The following is a 16480-nucleotide window of genomic DNA, read 5'->3' as shown; positions in this document are numbered from 1 at the left end:
AGTGTCGGTTAAAAGCACATCCATCCCGCTCGGCAATGAAAGCTGTCGGGTGGTTGGATCCAGAGTGGCGAACAGCTTATCCTCCTGCTGGGTGTCAGCAGCCGTCAGGCGATTCAGCAGCGTCGATTTGCCGGCGTTGGTGTAACCGACCAACGCGATCTGATAGACACTGTTTTTCTTTCTGCGCTCCCGGTGCAGCTGCCGGGTACGGACGGTTTCCTGCAGCTGCTCTTTCAGTTCGCTGATACGCCGTCTGATGTGACGACGGTCGCTCTCCAGCTTGGTTTCACCCGGACCGCGGGTACCAATGCCGCCTCCCAGACGAGAGAGCTGTTTCCCTTGACCGGCAAGTCGCGGGAGAAGGTAGTTGTACTGGGCCAGTTCCACCTGAATCTTGCCTTCCCGTGACTGCGCACGACCTGCAAAAATGTCGAGAATCAACTGGGTGCGGTCGATTACCTTGCAATCGAACACGGTGTCCAGGTTGCGCGTCTGGCTGGGAGACAGCTCGTCGTTAAAAATGATCACGTCTACGTCCAGTTCGTGGGCGCGGTGAGCGATCTCTTGTATTTTGCCGCTTCCAAGATACCAGGCGGAGTCGACGCGGTCACGATTTTGCGTGATCACGTCAACCACTTCCACACCGGCAGTTCGGGCCAGTTCATGCAGCTCTTCCATGGAGAGACGCATGCGCTCCGGGTCCCGATTATCTAAAAAACAGCCGACCAATATGGCTGTCTCCTGCGTTTTGATCATTTCCCCGCTCATCCATTCACGTCCTTTCGATATATATCTTACCACAATTTGAACGGGACGCTACGAATGCGGCCAGACAAATTGCCTTTTCAATCGCGTTGCGCACGTAACGGGCAGTGCTATCTCATCCATTTATTCATTCACGTTTTTGCTTTCAAATAAAAAAGAGAAATCCTCATCTTTCAATGTAATCAGGTCTCCAACTTTAGGAGTTTCAATTTTTAGTAATCGGATCCCCTGCATCCGAATGGCCTTTTCAATGATATTTCGTATATATCTTGCATTACTAAAGTGATAATGAAATGGATCATTTAAAATGGTCAATAATTTTCTCCGAATTTTCTCTAACGCCTCTTGTGTTAACTCATATTCCTTATTTTTTGTCATCATCTTGGCAATCTCTAATAGCTGCTCCACATCATAATCTTGAAACTTTATTTGTATCGGAAATCGAGAAGGAAGACCGGGGTTAAGTTCAAGAAAAGTATCCATTTCATCATTATATCCTGCAATAATACAAATAAAATCGTTACCCGAATCTTCAAGAGCTTTTGTTAAACAGTCTATGGCTTCCTTGCCAAAATCTTTTTCACCCCCGCGAGCCAGTGAGTAAGCTTCATCAATGAACAAGACCCCTCCCATGGCTTTTTTGATGAGCTCGCGTGTTTTTTGCGCGGTATGACCGATAAATTCCCCGACTAGATCAGCACGTTCCACTTCAATTAGGTGACCTTTTTGCAAGATGCCCATCTCTTTGAATATTCTACCAACAATCCTTGCGACCGTAGTCTTTCCTGTCCCGGGATTTCCTTTGAACACCATATGCAGCACTTGTTTTTCAGTTTTTAAATGATGTTTTTCACGTTCTTTATTTATCCTTAGTAATGCGAATATTTCATATATATTTTTTTTGGCTTCCTGTAAACCAGTTAGGTTTTCAAGCTCTTCAAACAAACCTGCCAAATTTGCACTTGCTGTAGCTCTGACCATTTCAGCCAATGTATGAGGTCGTTTCACATGAATCGGACGGTTGAAGATAACCTGAATTCGATTTGAAGCATTTGTTGTATCGCCTAATTCTTGAGCTTTATGGTTTCCAGCTTGCTTCATTCTCGTCACCCACCTTCAACATCATACAAAAGTATACTCAGTTATTGGGAAAACCTGCTCAAATTTTTAAATGGGAATACCCTGACATGCGTAAGCAAAATGGCCGCCCAAAGGTTAGGGCAGCCGTGTTGAAAATCCTTATACAAGAGCAGGTTCGGGTGTTTGTAAATGAAGTGGTGGAGGAATTAACCATCCCTTATCTTTGTTCATACGTAACAGTCTCGCTCCGTATGTCGCTTTCGACATATGGAATTGACCAAACATGGTTGCAATATCTTCACGAATTGACTGTCCCATAATTTGACTGCATGATACTAATCCAGCAGCAATATCTAAAGATACGCGAGCTGCAATTTCCGGATCGTTGAACCTTGCACCAACAGGGATGTTTTCAAGTGTAGCGTTTGGCCTTTCGGGTGGCGAAGGAGGTAAACCCACTCCGTTGACTTTTAACAAATGTTCAACCTGATCAATTTCCTGCTTCATATTTTGTGTTAAGTCTTCAAGAAACTTTTTCAAATCCTTGTCGCCAGTGTGGTTCATGAATGTTTGATAACCTGCCAACAATCCTTTGGTTGTTGTAAGGTAAGTCCATAGTCCAAAGACTTCACCGTAATGCATCGGTTCGTTTTGCGGATTTCCACTTAGAATTCCCATAACCGTCCTCCCAGCACTGATTAGAGTTGTAAGATCCATACGGGTTCTCCTAACATTGAAGAATTGACCCGAATTTATCTTTAACCGGGAGTTCGAGGATTATAATGGGAATTGTATACAATTATCATTTGTTTGGTGGGGTAACAACACTTTGATCGGCGCAGCGCTAGCCCCTGTAAAAGTAAAAAGCCCGGATGACTGAGATCCCGGCTTCGTTCTTTCGTTATGCTTGTTGATTGTTGTCGGCGGACATGAGCGACACAGGGCGTTGCGGTGTAAATGTGGAGATGGCGTGCTTGTAAACAAGCTGTTGTTTCCCTTCGCTGTCAATTACGATGGTAAAGTTGTCAAACGCCTTTATGTACCCGCGCAATTGAAAGCCGTTCACCAGGTAAATGGTGACTGCGATGTTTTCCTTTCGCAAATGGTTCAAGAACGTATCTTGAATATTGATCGTCTGTTTCATGAACAATACCCCCTAAAAGAACTTGTAAGTTTATATATTCGGCAACTGATGAAACTTTCCTGCCAATATCTTCTTGATTGTTTCTCCTGCCTTCACGCGGTCTTCCCGATGGGTTACATCGAACCACTGAATCTCCGCCATCCGGCGGAACCAGGAGAGCTGTCGTTTGGCGAAGTGACGGGTTCGCTGCTTGATATCGTTGACCGCCTTTTCCAGTGTGATTTCACCGTAGAGATAGGGGATCAACTCCTTGTAGCCCAATCCCTGCATCGACGTCAACGCCGGATGGTAGCCGCGATCGAGCAGGCGGCGAACCTCTTCCACCAAACCTTCCTCGATCATTTTGTCCACGCGTTGATTGATCCGCTCGTACAGCTTTTCCCGCTCCATAGTCAGCCCGATCATCACCAGATCGTACGGCGAATGCTTGGCGCGATGCTGATAGTCGGACATTTTGCGACCGGTCAGCTGGTAAATCTCGATGGCCCGGATGACCCGCTTCACGTCATTGGGATGCAATCGTTCCGCGGTGATCGGGTCGATCTCCGCCAACCGCCTGTGCAGTGCTTCGACGCCCTCTGCAGCGGCCAGGCGCTGAAGCTGTTCACGCAGCTCGGGATCCTGCTCCGCCTGCGCAAACTCAAAGCGATGGGTAACTGATTCTATGTAGAGGCCCGTTCCCCCCACGATAAACGGGAGGTGACCGCGCTGGTTGATCTCGGTGATCAATCGGGTAGCTGCCGATTGGAACAGGGCAACGGAGTACTCTTCATCCGGTTCGATGATGTCGATCAGATGATGCGGCACACGTGCCAGTTCCTCAGGCGATGCTTTCGCCGTCCCGATGTCCATCCCTCGATACACCTGCATCGAATCGCCGGAGATGATCTCGCCGTCGAAATGGCCGGCGAGCTGAAGGCTCAGCTCGGTCTTTCCGACAGCGGTAGGGCCGACAATGACGACCAACTTCTCTCTGTGATGCATGTCACTCCCCTCCATGTGTCTCTTTATAGCTGTACACCACGTGTTGTCCACGTTTGCGGAACGGCGTGAAGCCAAACCGCTCGTACAGACGGCCTGCCTTTCTTTCCTTGAGTACGACGCGACGCTTGGCGACGCGAAGGGCTTCACGTACGGCCTCGTCGCTAAGAGACGCTTCGTTGGCGTACTCCCTGATACCGGCAATGCCGCGGGAAGCCTCCACCGTCACTTCGAACATGGGATCAAAGTAGACCACGTCGAAGGAATCGTCCGGCAGCGCCCTCAATACCTCAAGATGGTTGCCGGGGCACACCTCGACGCGCTGCATGGCTTCTCGCAGCACCTTCGATTCCGTGTGCCAATGACGCAGGCCGTCCGCTACCAATAAAGCGATCAGTTTTTCTGACTCGACGCCGACGACCCGACCCTCGGGACCGACGGCGTGGGCGAAAATGATGGCATCTGCTCCCAACCCAAGCGTTGCGTCAAGCACGTGATCTCCTGGTTGAATTTGGCAGACTTCAAGTATAATATCAGTATCGCCGCGCTCCAAACGCTTTATACGAAAAGCGGCCGTATTGGGGTGAAAAAAGAACGGCGGTCTGTCCGGCATCTCCAGTCTTGCTCCCTTGGCGGTCACCACGAGGACGGCGTCAGTGCCGTAACGCTTCCTTAAATCGTTCAGCGAATCCTCACGCCGTTCCACGACAGAAAGGGAAAACTGTGCGGCCAGCTCCTGTGCATGCCGCCTCGTTTCTTCACTGGGATGGATCCCGGTGGTCACAATCACCTACATCACTCGCTTAAACATTTTTTCCAAATCATAGATGGAGAAGTGAATCACAATCGGCCGCCCGTGCGGACAGGTGAACGGACTTGTCGTTTCCCGCAGTCGATTCAACAGGCTTTCCATCTCGGCGTGGGTCAGAAAACGGTTTGCCTTGATCGCCGCTTTGCACGACATCATAATTGCCGCTTTTTCACGCATTTTTACCACGTCGGCCTGTTCACTCTCCCCCGTTTCCAGAACAAATTGGATCAGTTCTTCGATGACCTCCAGTTCGCTTCCTTCCGGGAACCAGTGGGGATGAGCACGAACGATAAACGTCCGCCCTCCAAACGATTCCACCTCCAGTCCCAGCGAGTTCAAAAGCGGCAGCTTTTTCTCCAGTCGTGCCGCTTCCGCCGCCGTGCACTCCACCGTGTGGGGAAACAGCAGGATCTGGCTCGCGACGCTCTCCTCAGCCAGCTTGGCCAAAAAGTACTCGTAAAAGATTCGTTCCTGGGCGGCATGCTGGTCAATCAAGTACATCCCCTCATCGTTCTGCGCCACAATGTACGTGCCGTGCACCTGCCCAACGGGGTAAAAGGCCGGGACTGCGGGTGCTGCGACCGGATCGGCTACGCCGCTTTGCTGCTCCGCCTGTTCTACCGATTCAACCTGTTCTGTTGCCGCGGCAGTTTCGTCGATGAGATCCTGCGAGACTTCTTCCCTGTAGGAAGTGGTTTCTTCTTTTATCACCGACCGGGGCGGCGCTATTTCTGCTACCGGCGCAGGAAAAGACCGTACAGGCTTCAGATCGGCTTCCGGCTTCATCTGCGGCTTTTCTAGCCATTCCCGCAAGCGCGGGCTTGCTTCCAGGGTCGGTGAAAATGAGTGGGCAGGCTTTGCCATCTGCAGGTCAAACTGCGGCTGCATGACCTGGGTTGTGATTTTTGCCTTCCGTTCCGCGTGCAGCGGCTGGATGATTTTCAAGCCCTGCCGCAGCGTGGATCGTACCGATGTTTCGATCGCCGTACAGAGCTCCTCCTCCTTGCTGAAGCGAACCTCCAGTTTGGCAGGATGGACATTCACGTCGACCAGCGTCGGTTCCATCTCAATCTGGAGCGCAACGATAGGATAGCGTCCGACAGGCAGCAGCGTATGGTATCCGCGCAGAATCGCGTTGTTCAGGGCAAAGCTGCGGACGTACCTGCCGTTGACCAGCGTGGACAGGTATGAACGGTTGGCACGGGTCACCTCTGTTTTTGAGAGGAAGCCGCTCCAACGGAAATCGAGAGTTTCCCCCGAAATGGGCAGCAGCAGCTTCGCCACCTGGACGCCGTAAATGGCCGCCATCACGTGAAGCAGCTTGCCGTCACCGGAAGTTTGCAGGAGCACCTTGCCGTTGTGGGTCAACGTAAAAGCGATGCCCGGATAGGTTAACGCAAGGCGATTCACGTAATCCGAGATGTGGCCGATTTCCGTTGCGATGGATTTCATGTATTTGAGCCGCGCCGGCGTATTATAGAACAGGTCGCGCACACATATCTCCGTTCCCTTGACCGCTGCCGTGTCGGAGACGCTTTTGATCTGACCGCCTTCGATGACAAGACGTGTCCCCACTTCTCCGCTCGACTGACTGCTAACCAGTTCCATTCGGGAGACGGAAGCAATACTGGGCAGTGCCTCGCCGCGAAACCCGAGTGTGCTGATTCTGAACAGGTCGCGGGTGGTGCGGATTTTGCTGGTCGCATGCCGCTCAAACGCCTTCTGGCAGTCTTCCCGGTCCATGCCGTGGCCGTCATCGGCGATGCGGATCAGCTGCAGGCCGCCCTCCTCCACGTGAATCTCAATTTTTGTGGCGTCGGCGTCTACGGCGTTTTCGATCAATTCCTTGACCACGGAAGCGGGACGCTCCACCACTTCGCCTGCCGCGATCATGTTGGTCAGTTGCTCGTCCAACACCTGTATTTTTCCCATGCTTCCCCTCCTTTCTCCAGGCTTCCTTATCGCTTCAAGCGCTGTTTCCATTCGAAGATTTTCAACATCGCTTCCATCGGCGTCGTTTGGTTAAGGTCCAGTTCCCGCAGCTCCGTAATCAGGGCGATCTCCTCAGGCTGCATCGACTGATGTGTCTCTTCCCTGCCAGCAGCCACCGGAGCACTCCACAAGGCCTCCAGCGTCATCTGCACATCCTGTGAAGGAGCCGCACCCGCCTCCAGTCCAGCGAGGATTTGTCTGGCTCGCTCAATTACCTTTCGGGGCATCTCGGCCAGTTCGGCGACGTGTATGCCGTAGCTCTTGTCCGCACGCCCCGGTTCAATCTTGTGCAAAAACAACAGCTTGCCGTCCCGTTCTTCACAGCGGGCGTGTACATTGACCACTCCAGGCAGCGTCTCCTCCAGGCTGGTCAGTTCGTGGTAATGGGTGGAGAAGAGCGTTTTTGCCCCGATTTGTTCCCGGATGTACTCGATCACCGCCTGCGCCAATGCCATTCCGTCATAGGTAGACGTACCCCGGCCGATCTCGTCCAGAAGAATCAGGCTTTGTGCCGTCGCCTTTTGCAGGGCGTGCTTCGTCTCCAGCATTTCCACCATGAACGTACTGTGACCGCCTGCCAGATCGTCAGCGGCACCGATGCGTGTAAAGATCTGATCAACGAGCGACAGCCGCGCTTCCTTCGCCGGAACAAAGCAACCGATTTGCGCCATCACGGTAATCAGCGCGATCTGGCGCATGTAAGTGCTTTTCCCCGCCATGTTCGGACCGGTAATGAGCAGAATCTGACGGTCGGACTGGTTCATCTCCACGTCGTTCGCCACGTATTTTTCCCGCTCCAGCACGGCTTCCACGACCGGATGACGTCCTTCGCGGATGACGCATTCTCCGGAGTTCACAATTTGCGGACGCACAAAGCCCCGCTCGTCGCTGACCGTTGCAAACGACTGCAGAACGTCAATCGCAGCAATTCGTTCCGCCAATCCCTGCAAACGCGGGATGTGTTGGGCCACTTCGCTTCGTACGGCGACGAAGAGCTGATATTCAAGCTCAATCATTTTCTCTTCCGCTTCAAGGATCAGCGCTTCCTTCTCTTTGAGCTCCGGGGTAATGAAACGTTCGGCGTTGGCCAGGGTCTGTTTTCTCTCGTACCGTCCTGCCGGCACGTTTGCCTGGTTGGCGCGGGATACTTCGATATAATAGCCGAAGACTTTGTTGAAGCCCACTTTTAACGAGCGGATCCCGGTTGCTTCCCGCTCGGCTTGCTCCAGTTGGGCAATCCAGTTTTTTCCTTCCCGACTGGCTGTATGCAGCTTGTCCAGATACTCGTCGTAACCGGGGCGAATGATGCCTCCCTCGCGTACGGAAATCGGGGGATCGTCCACCAGAGCGCTCGAAAGGAAGCTGACGATGTCTGTGCACTCATCCATTTCCTCGGCGATTTGCACCAGTACCGGAGCTTCCGTGTCGATGAGGAGACGGCGCAACTTTGGCACAGCTTCCAGAGAGAGACGCAGCTGTACCAAATCCCGGGCGTTGGCGTTGCCGTAGGCGATACGTCCGGCCAGGCGCTCCAGATCATATACGCGATCAAGCGCCGCTCGCAGGTCCGCTCGCAAAATCATGTCGCTCTTGATGTGTTCCACGGCATTCAATCGCTCTTCCAATTCGGTTTGGTTGAGCAGCGGCCGCTCAATCCAGCGGCGCAGCATCCGTCCGCCCATTGCCGTTTCCGTACGATCCAGAAGCCAGAGCAGAGAGCCTTTTTTCGTCTTGTCGCGTATGGTTTCCGTCAACTCCAGATTGCGGCGCGAAAAGCCGTCCATTTGCAGGAACTGCCTGGTATCGTAGCGCTTCAGCAACCGCATGTGGGAGAGGCTTCGCTTCTGGGTGGTGCCGATGTAATGCAGGAGGGCGTTTACCGCTGTTCGCATCGCCTGATCGAGCTGCTTCGCCTGTTCGCCGTATTGCCGATCCACGGCAAACGGGTCAAGCTGATCCTTCTCTATGTACGTATTCGGCAGGTCGTTTTTCAGGGAGGTGGAAAGACCGCAGAACACCATCTCCTTGGGCCGGTACTGCATGGCTTCGTCCAAAGCAGCTTCCCCTTTTGCCCAGACGGAGGTGGTGTACATCTCGCCTGTACTCATGTCGCAGGCGGCGATGCCGACCTTGCCCTCGGATTGGGCCAGCGCAACCATGTAGTTGTTTTCCTTGTCGGAAAGCCACTTTCCTTCCATCATGGTGCCCGGTGTAATCACTCGTGTGACTTCCCTGCGAACGACTCCCTTTGCTTCCTTCGGGTCTTCCACCTGTTCACAGACCGCCACCTTGTACCCTTTTTTCAGCAGTTCAGCAATGTATGCGTCGGCGGAGTGATGGGGCACGCCGCACATCGGGATGCGCTCCTCGGCGCCTCCATCCCGCCCGGTCAGGGTTATTTCCAGTTCCCGTGACGCCACAACGGCATCTTCGAAGAACAGTTCATAAAAATCGCCCAGGCGAAAAAATAAGAAAGTATCCGGGTAGTCACGCTTGATCGCCAGATACTGTTGAATCATCGGGGTATATTGTGCCATCGTTTGATCTCCTAGCTTGACAATCTCATTGCTCCATTATAGCACGGTTCTCCATCAGCTTCCACGCCCTGCGGATGTCCTGATCAGCCGGCCAGATCTCCCCCGAAAAAACACAGGTGAAAAAGGCATCCAGTTGTGGCCCGGCAGTCTGGTATGCCGGCAGAGCGCACAGCTCCTCCCACATTGCCCGCACCATCTGTGTCACCCGCTCTTTGTCCCCGAAGTAATAGGCTCGAAGCATGGGTACCTGCAAAAAGGGGCGTGCAGACAGTTGCCGATGATGGGAGGCCACCAGCTTCGCCAGGTGCAGCACCCCTCTTGCAATAGTCGGGGTTACCAGCCAACTGGGAAGCGTTCGGTATTCAAATCCGCCGTATGACTTTTCGCGGAAGTCTCCCAAAAATCCGTAACGGGGACGTCGCTTCCGACATCCTTCGTCTTCCAAAAGCACCAGCGGCAGGGAAAGATAGGCATCCAGCTTGCGGAGCAGCGAAAAGCTGGGAGCGATTTTGCTAAAGTGGATATGCCCTCCGATCGGATAGCCGTCAAACGGCATGCCGCCGGCCAACCATTCAACCGTTTCGTCCCCGATTTTTCGGCGAGCCAGCTGCAGTGCCTGATAGAGGAAATAAAACAGCTCTTCCGGATCCTGGGTCGGATTTGGCCGCAATTCGACCAACGGCCACTGATTCAGAGCCAACTCTTCGCGATACCGGGTAGAGTCACAGCCAACCGTTCCGTGTTTGCCCAGGAAGTCGGAAGCAAGCACCATGCTGCCGTCTGAACCTCGCAGGGCGAACTCCGGATCGGCTCCCAGCATCACCTCGGAAGATTGGTCCTGTTCCATCATTTGAAATAGATCGCTCAATCGGGATGAGTCAATGTCCTGCTCGTTCCACTCGGGATGGATGTCTGCGACCTTGGCTCGATTGGGCGAGTAGGCAACCACCGTAACCTGGCCGATTTCCAATCCCACGGCGTACAGGCTTCTCATGGCCAGATAGGTAATCAGCCTCACTTCGGGATCGTCCGATTCCGGCGCCACCGGATCGGCAGTCTGTTCCATTGGCAAGGGGTGAAGCAGCCACGGGCTTTGCAGCGGTTCCTTTACAATGGAAAGAGGGTGTTGGTGAAACATTTGCACGCGGTAGATCCGCTGACCGCTCGCCTTTTCCGCTTGCGACACGACCGGAATGCCGCTTAGCCGCAGCAGGTACCTCATTTTCCTTTTGTCTTGGCAAGATGATACAGCTTGCTCGGCATTGCGTATCACAATGGTCCGCGACATTCCCCTGTTCCTCCCCGCTCTCCCTTTTGCTATAGCCTATGTGACCGCCCAGGAGAGCGTGAAGAGGAATACGGGAAAAAGAAAAAGAGGAGATGCTCTCTCCTCTTAATCTAACTCATCGAACATGCTGGCAGAATCGTAGTCGTCGAATTCGTCACTGTTCTCCTCATAGTCGCCGAGGAGATGGAAATCCTTGTCATCGCAGCTATTGCAGACAACCACGCAAATCTTGGTCTCGCCGATGATCTCTACTGCGTACTCGCTGTCGCACTTGACTGTGACAGTGCCGCCATTCAGTTCGGCTTTCACGCATTTCGGCTGTTCTACAGCGCGGGCGACGATTTCAAGATCGCCGCGGGCGTTTTTGTCGTAGAACGAAAGCGGAACGAGTACGGAAAACTTGACGGTTTCGCGTTTCACTTCAGTCTGCGTGTTATTTGCAAACGAGAACCACAGGTTGACATCATACGTACCAGATACTTCAACCGCGTCTCCGACTTTCTCTGCCTGGAAGTTCGTGTTGATAACCCAGCATCCGAGGATCGTCGAAGGAGTGTGCGATGGTATGATCGTGTGGGTCGTTTGGGCGTATTTATGACCTTTACCACAAACAGCTTTCGCGTAAAGTTCCCGGCACTGTAGGTCTTTGTCTGTACCCGACATTTCGTTACCTCCTCCATACAACGTTTCTGTACATTTGTATGCAGGGCATTCGACTAGGGTGCAAACACCTAGAATACTTTTGGGAAACTTCTTATCCGCGCATCGCTGTCTTCAGGAATCAGCCTGGGGCTACGAGCAGCAGCCTCCGTCGCGCTTTTTCTCCGGGCCGCCGCCGGTTTCACCCGTCAGCGGATTGCCTCCCGTATCGAGTATGATTCGCTCGGAAACGGTGTTGGTAATGACGCTGGTGACCATCTGCAGCAAATCGTTTACATCTACCTGAGACTGTTTGAACTCAACGACGAGCGGGATGGTGTCCAGTTCGTCCTGAAGCTGGTTGTATTCTTCCTCCACCTTTTTTGCCAGTTCCGGCTTGTTGATGGATTCAAACATAACGATTTGCTTTTGCTTTTTCTTGATTTGGTCAATCAGAGTCTGAACGCGCTCATTGTGCTTGATTTGCTGCTCGGCCCGTTTAAAAAAATCCACTTCTTTTGTTTTGGCGATCATGGCAGCCAGCTCGCGGGCTTTGTCCAGGATCTCTTTTTGCGTATACAGGTTTGTTTGTTCCATTGTCTTTTACACCTCGACCTTTGCTACGATTTCACCCCAGAGGGTCCACGTTTTTGCTTCGGTAATCCTTACGTTTACAAGGGTTCCAATCAATGATTTATCACCGCTCAAGTGAACCAGTTTGCCGGTGCGAGTGCGTCCTGCCAATACATCAGGGTTTGTCTTGCTCTCCCCTTCAATCAGCACTTCGACGATTTGGTTCTGCAAAGCCAGATTCTTTTCCTTGCTGATGCGATTTTGTACTTCCATCAACCGATGGAGGCGGTCTTTCTTCACTTCTTCCGGAACGGAATCAGCCATTTCAGCCGCTGGAGTTCCTTCACGAGGCGAATACATGAAGGTGTAAGCAAAATCGTACCCAACCTCTTCTACCAACGAGAGGGTTTCCTGGAACTGCTCCTCTGTTTCGCCGGGGAAACCGACAATAATATCGGTAGTCAAGGCTGCATGAGGAATCGCCGCTTTAATTTTACGCACGAGTTCCAGATAGTGTTCCCGCGTGTATTTGCGCGCCATCTTCTTCAGGACCTCGGTGCTTCCGGATTGAACCGGCAGATGAATCTGCTCCATCAGGTTGCCGCCCTTCGCCAACACTTCGATCAAATGGTCGTCGAAGTCTCGCGGATGGCTCGTGGTAAAACGGACACGCGGAATATCGATCTTGCGAATTTCATCCAGCAGATCGCCAAACCCGTATTTGATATCTTCAAAGTCCTTGCCGTAAGCATTAACGTTTTGTCCCAGCAGCATGATTTCTTTATAACCTTGCCGAGCCAGCTCACGAACTTCGGCGATGACGTCTTCCGGACGGCGACTGCGCTCTTTTCCTCGCGTGTACGGAACGATGCAATACGTGCAGAACTTGTCGCATCCGTACATAATGTTAACCCATGCCTTGATGTTGCCTTCGCGGACTTTCGGCATGTTTTCGATAATGTCGCCTTCTTTGGACCAAACCTCAATCACCATTTCCTTGCTGAACATCGCATCACGCAAAAGAACAGGCAGTCGGTGGATATTATGCGTTCCGAAAATCAAATCTACTTGTGGATAGCTTTTGAGAATTTTGTTTACGACGCTTTCTTCTTGGGACATACAGCCGCACACCCCGAGTATCAGGTTCGGGTTATTTTTTTTAATGCGCTTCATGTGGCCCAACTCACCGAACACCTTGTCCTCGGCATTTTCACGAATGGCACAGGTGTTAAACAGGACGACGTCCGCTTCCATCTCATCCTCTGTCGACGAATACCCCATCTGTTCCAGGATCCCGGCAATCGTCTCCGAATCATGCTCGTTCATTTGGCAGCCATACGTACGGATGAGGTAGTGTTTCCCTTTCCCGATTCCCTGCATCTCTTCCGGAATGCCGAAATCGTAATGAACGCGAACGTCTTCCTTTCCCCGCTTCTTCGCATCTTTTAAGGAAGGCGGCTGGAAGTACTTGGCGAAATCCTCAGTCGTCTTCTGGGACTTGGCGGATTTTAAGTCCGTAGTCGCCTCATTCTTAACCGTCATCTCTATCACCTCAATGTAATGATTATCCTACATACAACTCATGATTATAGCACATGGAATCGTCATTCTCGAAATAAAATAAGAAGTTCCTGTTACATAATAAAGGAAGTTCTGTTACAGTCATGTCCACTTCAGCAGTTCGCTCAGCTCTTCTATGGTTCCATCCGCTTCCACAGGAGCCTGCCAGTAACGGTCGCGCTTCCAAATGGCTTTCATCCCGGCTGCTTTGGCCGCCGCAATGTCATTGATTGGATGATCCCCGACGAAAATACATTCGGCCGCTTTCACTCCCAGCCGCTTGTGTGCGCGCGCAAAAATTTCGGGGGCCGGCCATTTGAAATGCGCCACGGCCGTTTGAAACCACACCAAGCCGAATGCCTCTTGCTCGCAGCTCAAGAGTGTTCCATCCAAATCAAACAAGCACGCCCCGATCATCTTCAGGTACCTCCTCCCGATTGAAAATGGACCTTCCTTGTCATATTACCACGACTCTCCTCATACAATTGCTGTATTTTCCCACTCGCAGCGGAACAAGCAACCTATGACTTTTTTCACATTTTCCAAAAAAGGGCACTTTTTTTGCAACTTCTGCCTTGTCTACCCCGTCTGAACAGTCAGCTAGCAAAAAATACTGATTATGGGAGGTAACCATGAAACGAGTACTCACCTTGTTCCTGGCAGTCATGCTGCTGATTACGGCAGTGCCGTTTGCACAAGCTGCCCCTTCCTTCTCCGATGTCCCGCGCAACCACTGGGCCTACAAGGAGATTACCGCCATGGCGGAAAAGGGGATCATTAAAGGTTATGCGGACGGAAAGTTTCGTCCCAACAATCACATCACCCGTGCAGAGTTTGCCAAGATCATGATCGCCGCTTCCGGCATCGACATGAACAAGTCGAATATCAAGCAAACGTTTCAGGACGTACCGAAGTCGCATTGGGCATTCTACTATGTGGAATATGCAAAGCCGTACCTGACCGGCTACAAGTCCGGCTCGCGATACACGTACAAACCGGATCAGTACGCTGTCCGGGAAGACATCGCCGTGGCCCTCGTCCGTCTGCTCGGTTACGACCGCAACCACAGACCCGACTTGTCGGTCATCAGCCGATTCAAAGACGATGAACGCATGTCGCCGGCACTCCGCCCCTACATCGCCATCTCCATTCAAACAGGGCTGATGAAGGGATTTGAAGGCTACTTCCGCCCGCAGGATGAGATTACCCGCGCCGAAGCGGCTTCCCTGCTCTACCGTGCCCTTCTCGACAAGAACGAAGACGAGGACAAAGTCGTATTTCCGTTACCGGATACCGAGCCGCAGCCCGATCTGCCCACCAGTGTGACCGACAGCTTCTCCGACACTACGCTGAAATACTGGCAGACGGATAAAGCCAATGCAACGTGGGGCGTGGTGAACAAGCAAGTGACGGCCATTTCCACCGACAACGATGTGGATCACTATTTCCTGCCGCTCAAGTGGAAAGAAGAAGTGAAACCCAAGAAGTACGAACTGACGGTAGACGTTCTTGCCAACGGATCGGATGGTCTGGGCGGAGTTTTCTTTAACGGTGCCGACGGCAAGGCAAACGTGGTGTACATCAGCAAAGACCGTGTGACTCTTGCCAAAGTGAACGACGCCAACAGTAAAGAACTGGATGTCATCGCCTCCGGCTCCTACAAACTGAGAAGTTCCAACAAACTGAGAGTCGTCGTGAATGAAGACAACTGCTCCATCTACCTGAACGGCCAGTTCCTCTTCGGTCAGCAGCAATTCAAACACGAAGGCACAAAGCTGGGGCTCTATCTGCAGGAGGAAGCGACAGACGAAGTTCCTCGCGAGATCACGTACTTTGACAACTTCAATTTTAAAGTGTTGAACTGACAGGAAAAGCGGACCGTTCTCCATTGGAACGGTCCCTTCTTTCATCGCCAAATATTGAATATGGACTTTCACTAGAATTAGAATACGTTCAGTTGTATAATGGTATCCGATTCTTACCCGATGAAAGGAGCCTGCCATGGTGCTGTCTGCCCAATCGCCTTTTCGCTGGATGGATTCCGGTCTCCATCAAAACAGCCCGCTGGACCCGCTGGTTCTCGATGAAGCACTGGCTGCCAGCATGAGTCTCCCGGGAGCTGTGCCGGTCATTCACCTTTGGGTGTACGACAAGGCTCTCTACCTGGGCCGGCGAGATGCGAAGCTCCCACGGTTGGAACAGGCATTGCGCCATTTCGGGCATCAAGGTTTCGGCTGCGTGCTGCGCTCTTCCGGAGGGGCATGTGTTCCGCTGGATGCGGGCGTGTTGAATCTCGCCTGTCTACTGCCGGACACCTCCATTTCCATTGACGCTTTCTTTCAACTGGTCACCGCTTTGCTCCGTGTCGGCCTACAAAAATACGGAGACATTACGTTCGGTGAAATAGCCGGCTCCTACTGTGCAGGTGACTACGACTTTTCCATACACGGAAAGAAAATCGGCGGCATGGCCCAGCGCCGCACCCGTCACGGATCCATCCTCCAGTTGTGCATCAACGTGGAAGAACAGCCACGCGGTGCCATGATGGAGACGTTTTATCAGCTGGCGGGCTTGGATGAAATGGAAAAAAACAAACCCATTCCCCACATGGACGGGTCTACCATAGGAAGTATTTCCGCGTTAACGGGGAAACCGGTGACGGTGCCTGACGTAAAAGAACAGCTGCTGGCTGCCATCCAGAGAGAATGGCCGGTTCTCATCGAGCCGTTTGCCGTTCCGTTCAAAATGGTGGAAGAGTCCCGGCACCATCTGAGTGAACGGCTGGGATTGTTCGCTTTTCAGGCTCGGGAACTGCAAGCTCCTGACTGGAGACTTCCCGTATAAAAAACCATTTCCAGAAAATAACCCACCCGGCATTAGCTAGTTTCCCCTGAAAAATTCCTGGGGTAAGTCAAAAACAAAAGGAATTCAGCTCTCTAAATGGAAGTAGTGTTGTCGAGGCAATACATCCAAAAAGAGGGACTGAATTCCTTTCTTCTTAAAGAAATTCAACAGTGCTCCTCGAAAATCCTATTTGAGGTGAGCGATTATGTTAAAACTTCGTAACGAGCAAATCACATTGTGGGATACCCTTCTCCCTGAACCAATCC

General features: G+C 52.2%; 15 protein-coding genes. 2 read left to right on the top strand and 13 right to left on the bottom strand.

What is annotated here, in order from left to right; all coding sequences use genetic code 11:
* From hflX to ACE99V_RS12990, 13 genes are all read right to left on the bottom strand, one after another.
* Positions 1-768 (bottom strand): GTPase HflX (hflX, locus tag ACE99V_RS13050; protein WP_400491527.1); only part of this gene is annotated, 768 nt, incomplete at its 3' end.
* Between the two features lie 120 nt (positions 769-888).
* Complete coding sequence (locus tag ACE99V_RS13045) at positions 889-1866, bottom strand: AAA family ATPase (protein WP_400491526.1); 978 nt, start codon at positions 1864-1866, stop codon at positions 889-891.
* Between the two features lie 138 nt (positions 1867-2004).
* Positions 2005-2562 carry a DUF3231 family protein gene (locus tag ACE99V_RS13040; RefSeq protein WP_420998572.1) on the bottom strand — a complete coding sequence of 186 codons (558 nt, stop codon included), beginning with the start codon at positions 2560-2562 and terminating at the stop codon, positions 2005-2007.
* A gap of 184 nt (positions 2563-2746) precedes the next feature.
* On the bottom strand, positions 2747-2989 hold the full coding sequence (gene hfq, locus ACE99V_RS13035) for an RNA chaperone Hfq (protein WP_400491524.1): 243 nt from the start codon (positions 2987-2989) through the stop codon (positions 2747-2749).
* 30 nt (positions 2990-3019) lie between these two features.
* On the bottom strand, positions 3020-3973 hold the full coding sequence (gene miaA, locus ACE99V_RS13030) for a tRNA (adenosine(37)-N6)-dimethylallyltransferase MiaA (protein WP_400491523.1): 954 nt from the start codon (positions 3971-3973) through the stop codon (positions 3020-3022).
* A 1-nt stretch (position 3974) separates the two neighbouring features.
* Complete coding sequence (locus ACE99V_RS13025; RefSeq protein ID WP_400491522.1) at positions 3975-4760, bottom strand: class I SAM-dependent methyltransferase; 786 nt, start codon at positions 4758-4760, stop codon at positions 3975-3977.
* On the bottom strand, positions 4761-6713 hold the full coding sequence (mutL, locus tag ACE99V_RS13020; protein ID WP_400491521.1) for a DNA mismatch repair endonuclease MutL: 1953 nt from the start codon (positions 6711-6713) through the stop codon (positions 4761-4763).
* Between the two features lie 26 nt (positions 6714-6739).
* Positions 6740-9310 (bottom strand): DNA mismatch repair protein MutS, encoded by a 2571-nt coding sequence (mutS, locus tag ACE99V_RS13015; RefSeq protein ID WP_400491520.1) that lies wholly within the window; start codon positions 9308-9310, stop codon positions 6740-6742.
* A gap of 25 nt (positions 9311-9335) precedes the next feature.
* A complete protein-coding gene (locus ACE99V_RS13010) occupies positions 9336-10598 on the bottom strand; it encodes a putative amidoligase domain-containing protein (protein WP_400491519.1) in 1263 nt (420 codons plus the stop codon).
* Positions 10599-10703: 105 nt separating this feature from the next.
* The gene (cotE, locus tag ACE99V_RS13005) at positions 10704-11261 is read right to left on the bottom strand and encodes an outer spore coat protein CotE (protein ID WP_400491518.1); all 558 of its coding nucleotides are present in this window, start codon (positions 11259-11261) and stop codon (positions 10704-10706) included.
* A gap of 129 nt (positions 11262-11390) precedes the next feature.
* The gene (locus tag ACE99V_RS13000; RefSeq protein WP_400491517.1) at positions 11391-11834 is read right to left on the bottom strand and encodes a YlbF/YmcA family competence regulator; all 444 of its coding nucleotides are present in this window, start codon (positions 11832-11834) and stop codon (positions 11391-11393) included.
* A gap of 6 nt (positions 11835-11840) precedes the next feature.
* Positions 11841-13352 carry a tRNA (N6-isopentenyl adenosine(37)-C2)-methylthiotransferase MiaB gene (gene miaB / locus ACE99V_RS12995; protein ID WP_400491516.1) on the bottom strand — a complete coding sequence of 504 codons (1512 nt, stop codon included), beginning with the start codon at positions 13350-13352 and terminating at the stop codon, positions 11841-11843.
* Positions 13353-13472: 120 nt separating this feature from the next.
* A complete protein-coding gene (locus ACE99V_RS12990) occupies positions 13473-13787 on the bottom strand; it encodes an HAD-IA family hydrolase (protein WP_400491515.1) in 315 nt (104 codons plus the stop codon).
* 215 nt (positions 13788-14002) lie between these two features.
* Here ACE99V_RS12990 and ACE99V_RS12985 point away from each other — a divergent pair, with 215 nt between their 5' ends.
* Positions 14003-15235: an S-layer homology domain-containing protein gene (locus ACE99V_RS12985; protein WP_400491514.1), complete on the top strand. Its 1233-nt coding sequence runs from the start codon at positions 14003-14005 to the stop codon at positions 15233-15235.
* A 136-nt stretch (positions 15236-15371) separates the two neighbouring features.
* Positions 15372-16214, top strand: coding sequence for a lipoate--protein ligase family protein (locus tag ACE99V_RS12980; RefSeq protein WP_400491513.1), 843 nt, complete (start codon positions 15372-15374; stop codon positions 16212-16214).
* Positions 16215-16480: the final 266 nt, after the last annotated feature.

It is taken from the genome of Brevibacillus soli (genome assembly GCF_044759095.2).
In the GTDB taxonomy this organism is placed as follows: Bacteria; Bacillota; Bacilli; order Brevibacillales; family Brevibacillaceae; genus JBIYSM02.
Note: the sequence above shows the minus strand (reverse complement) of the source record. Positions and strands in the feature narration are given on the sequence as shown.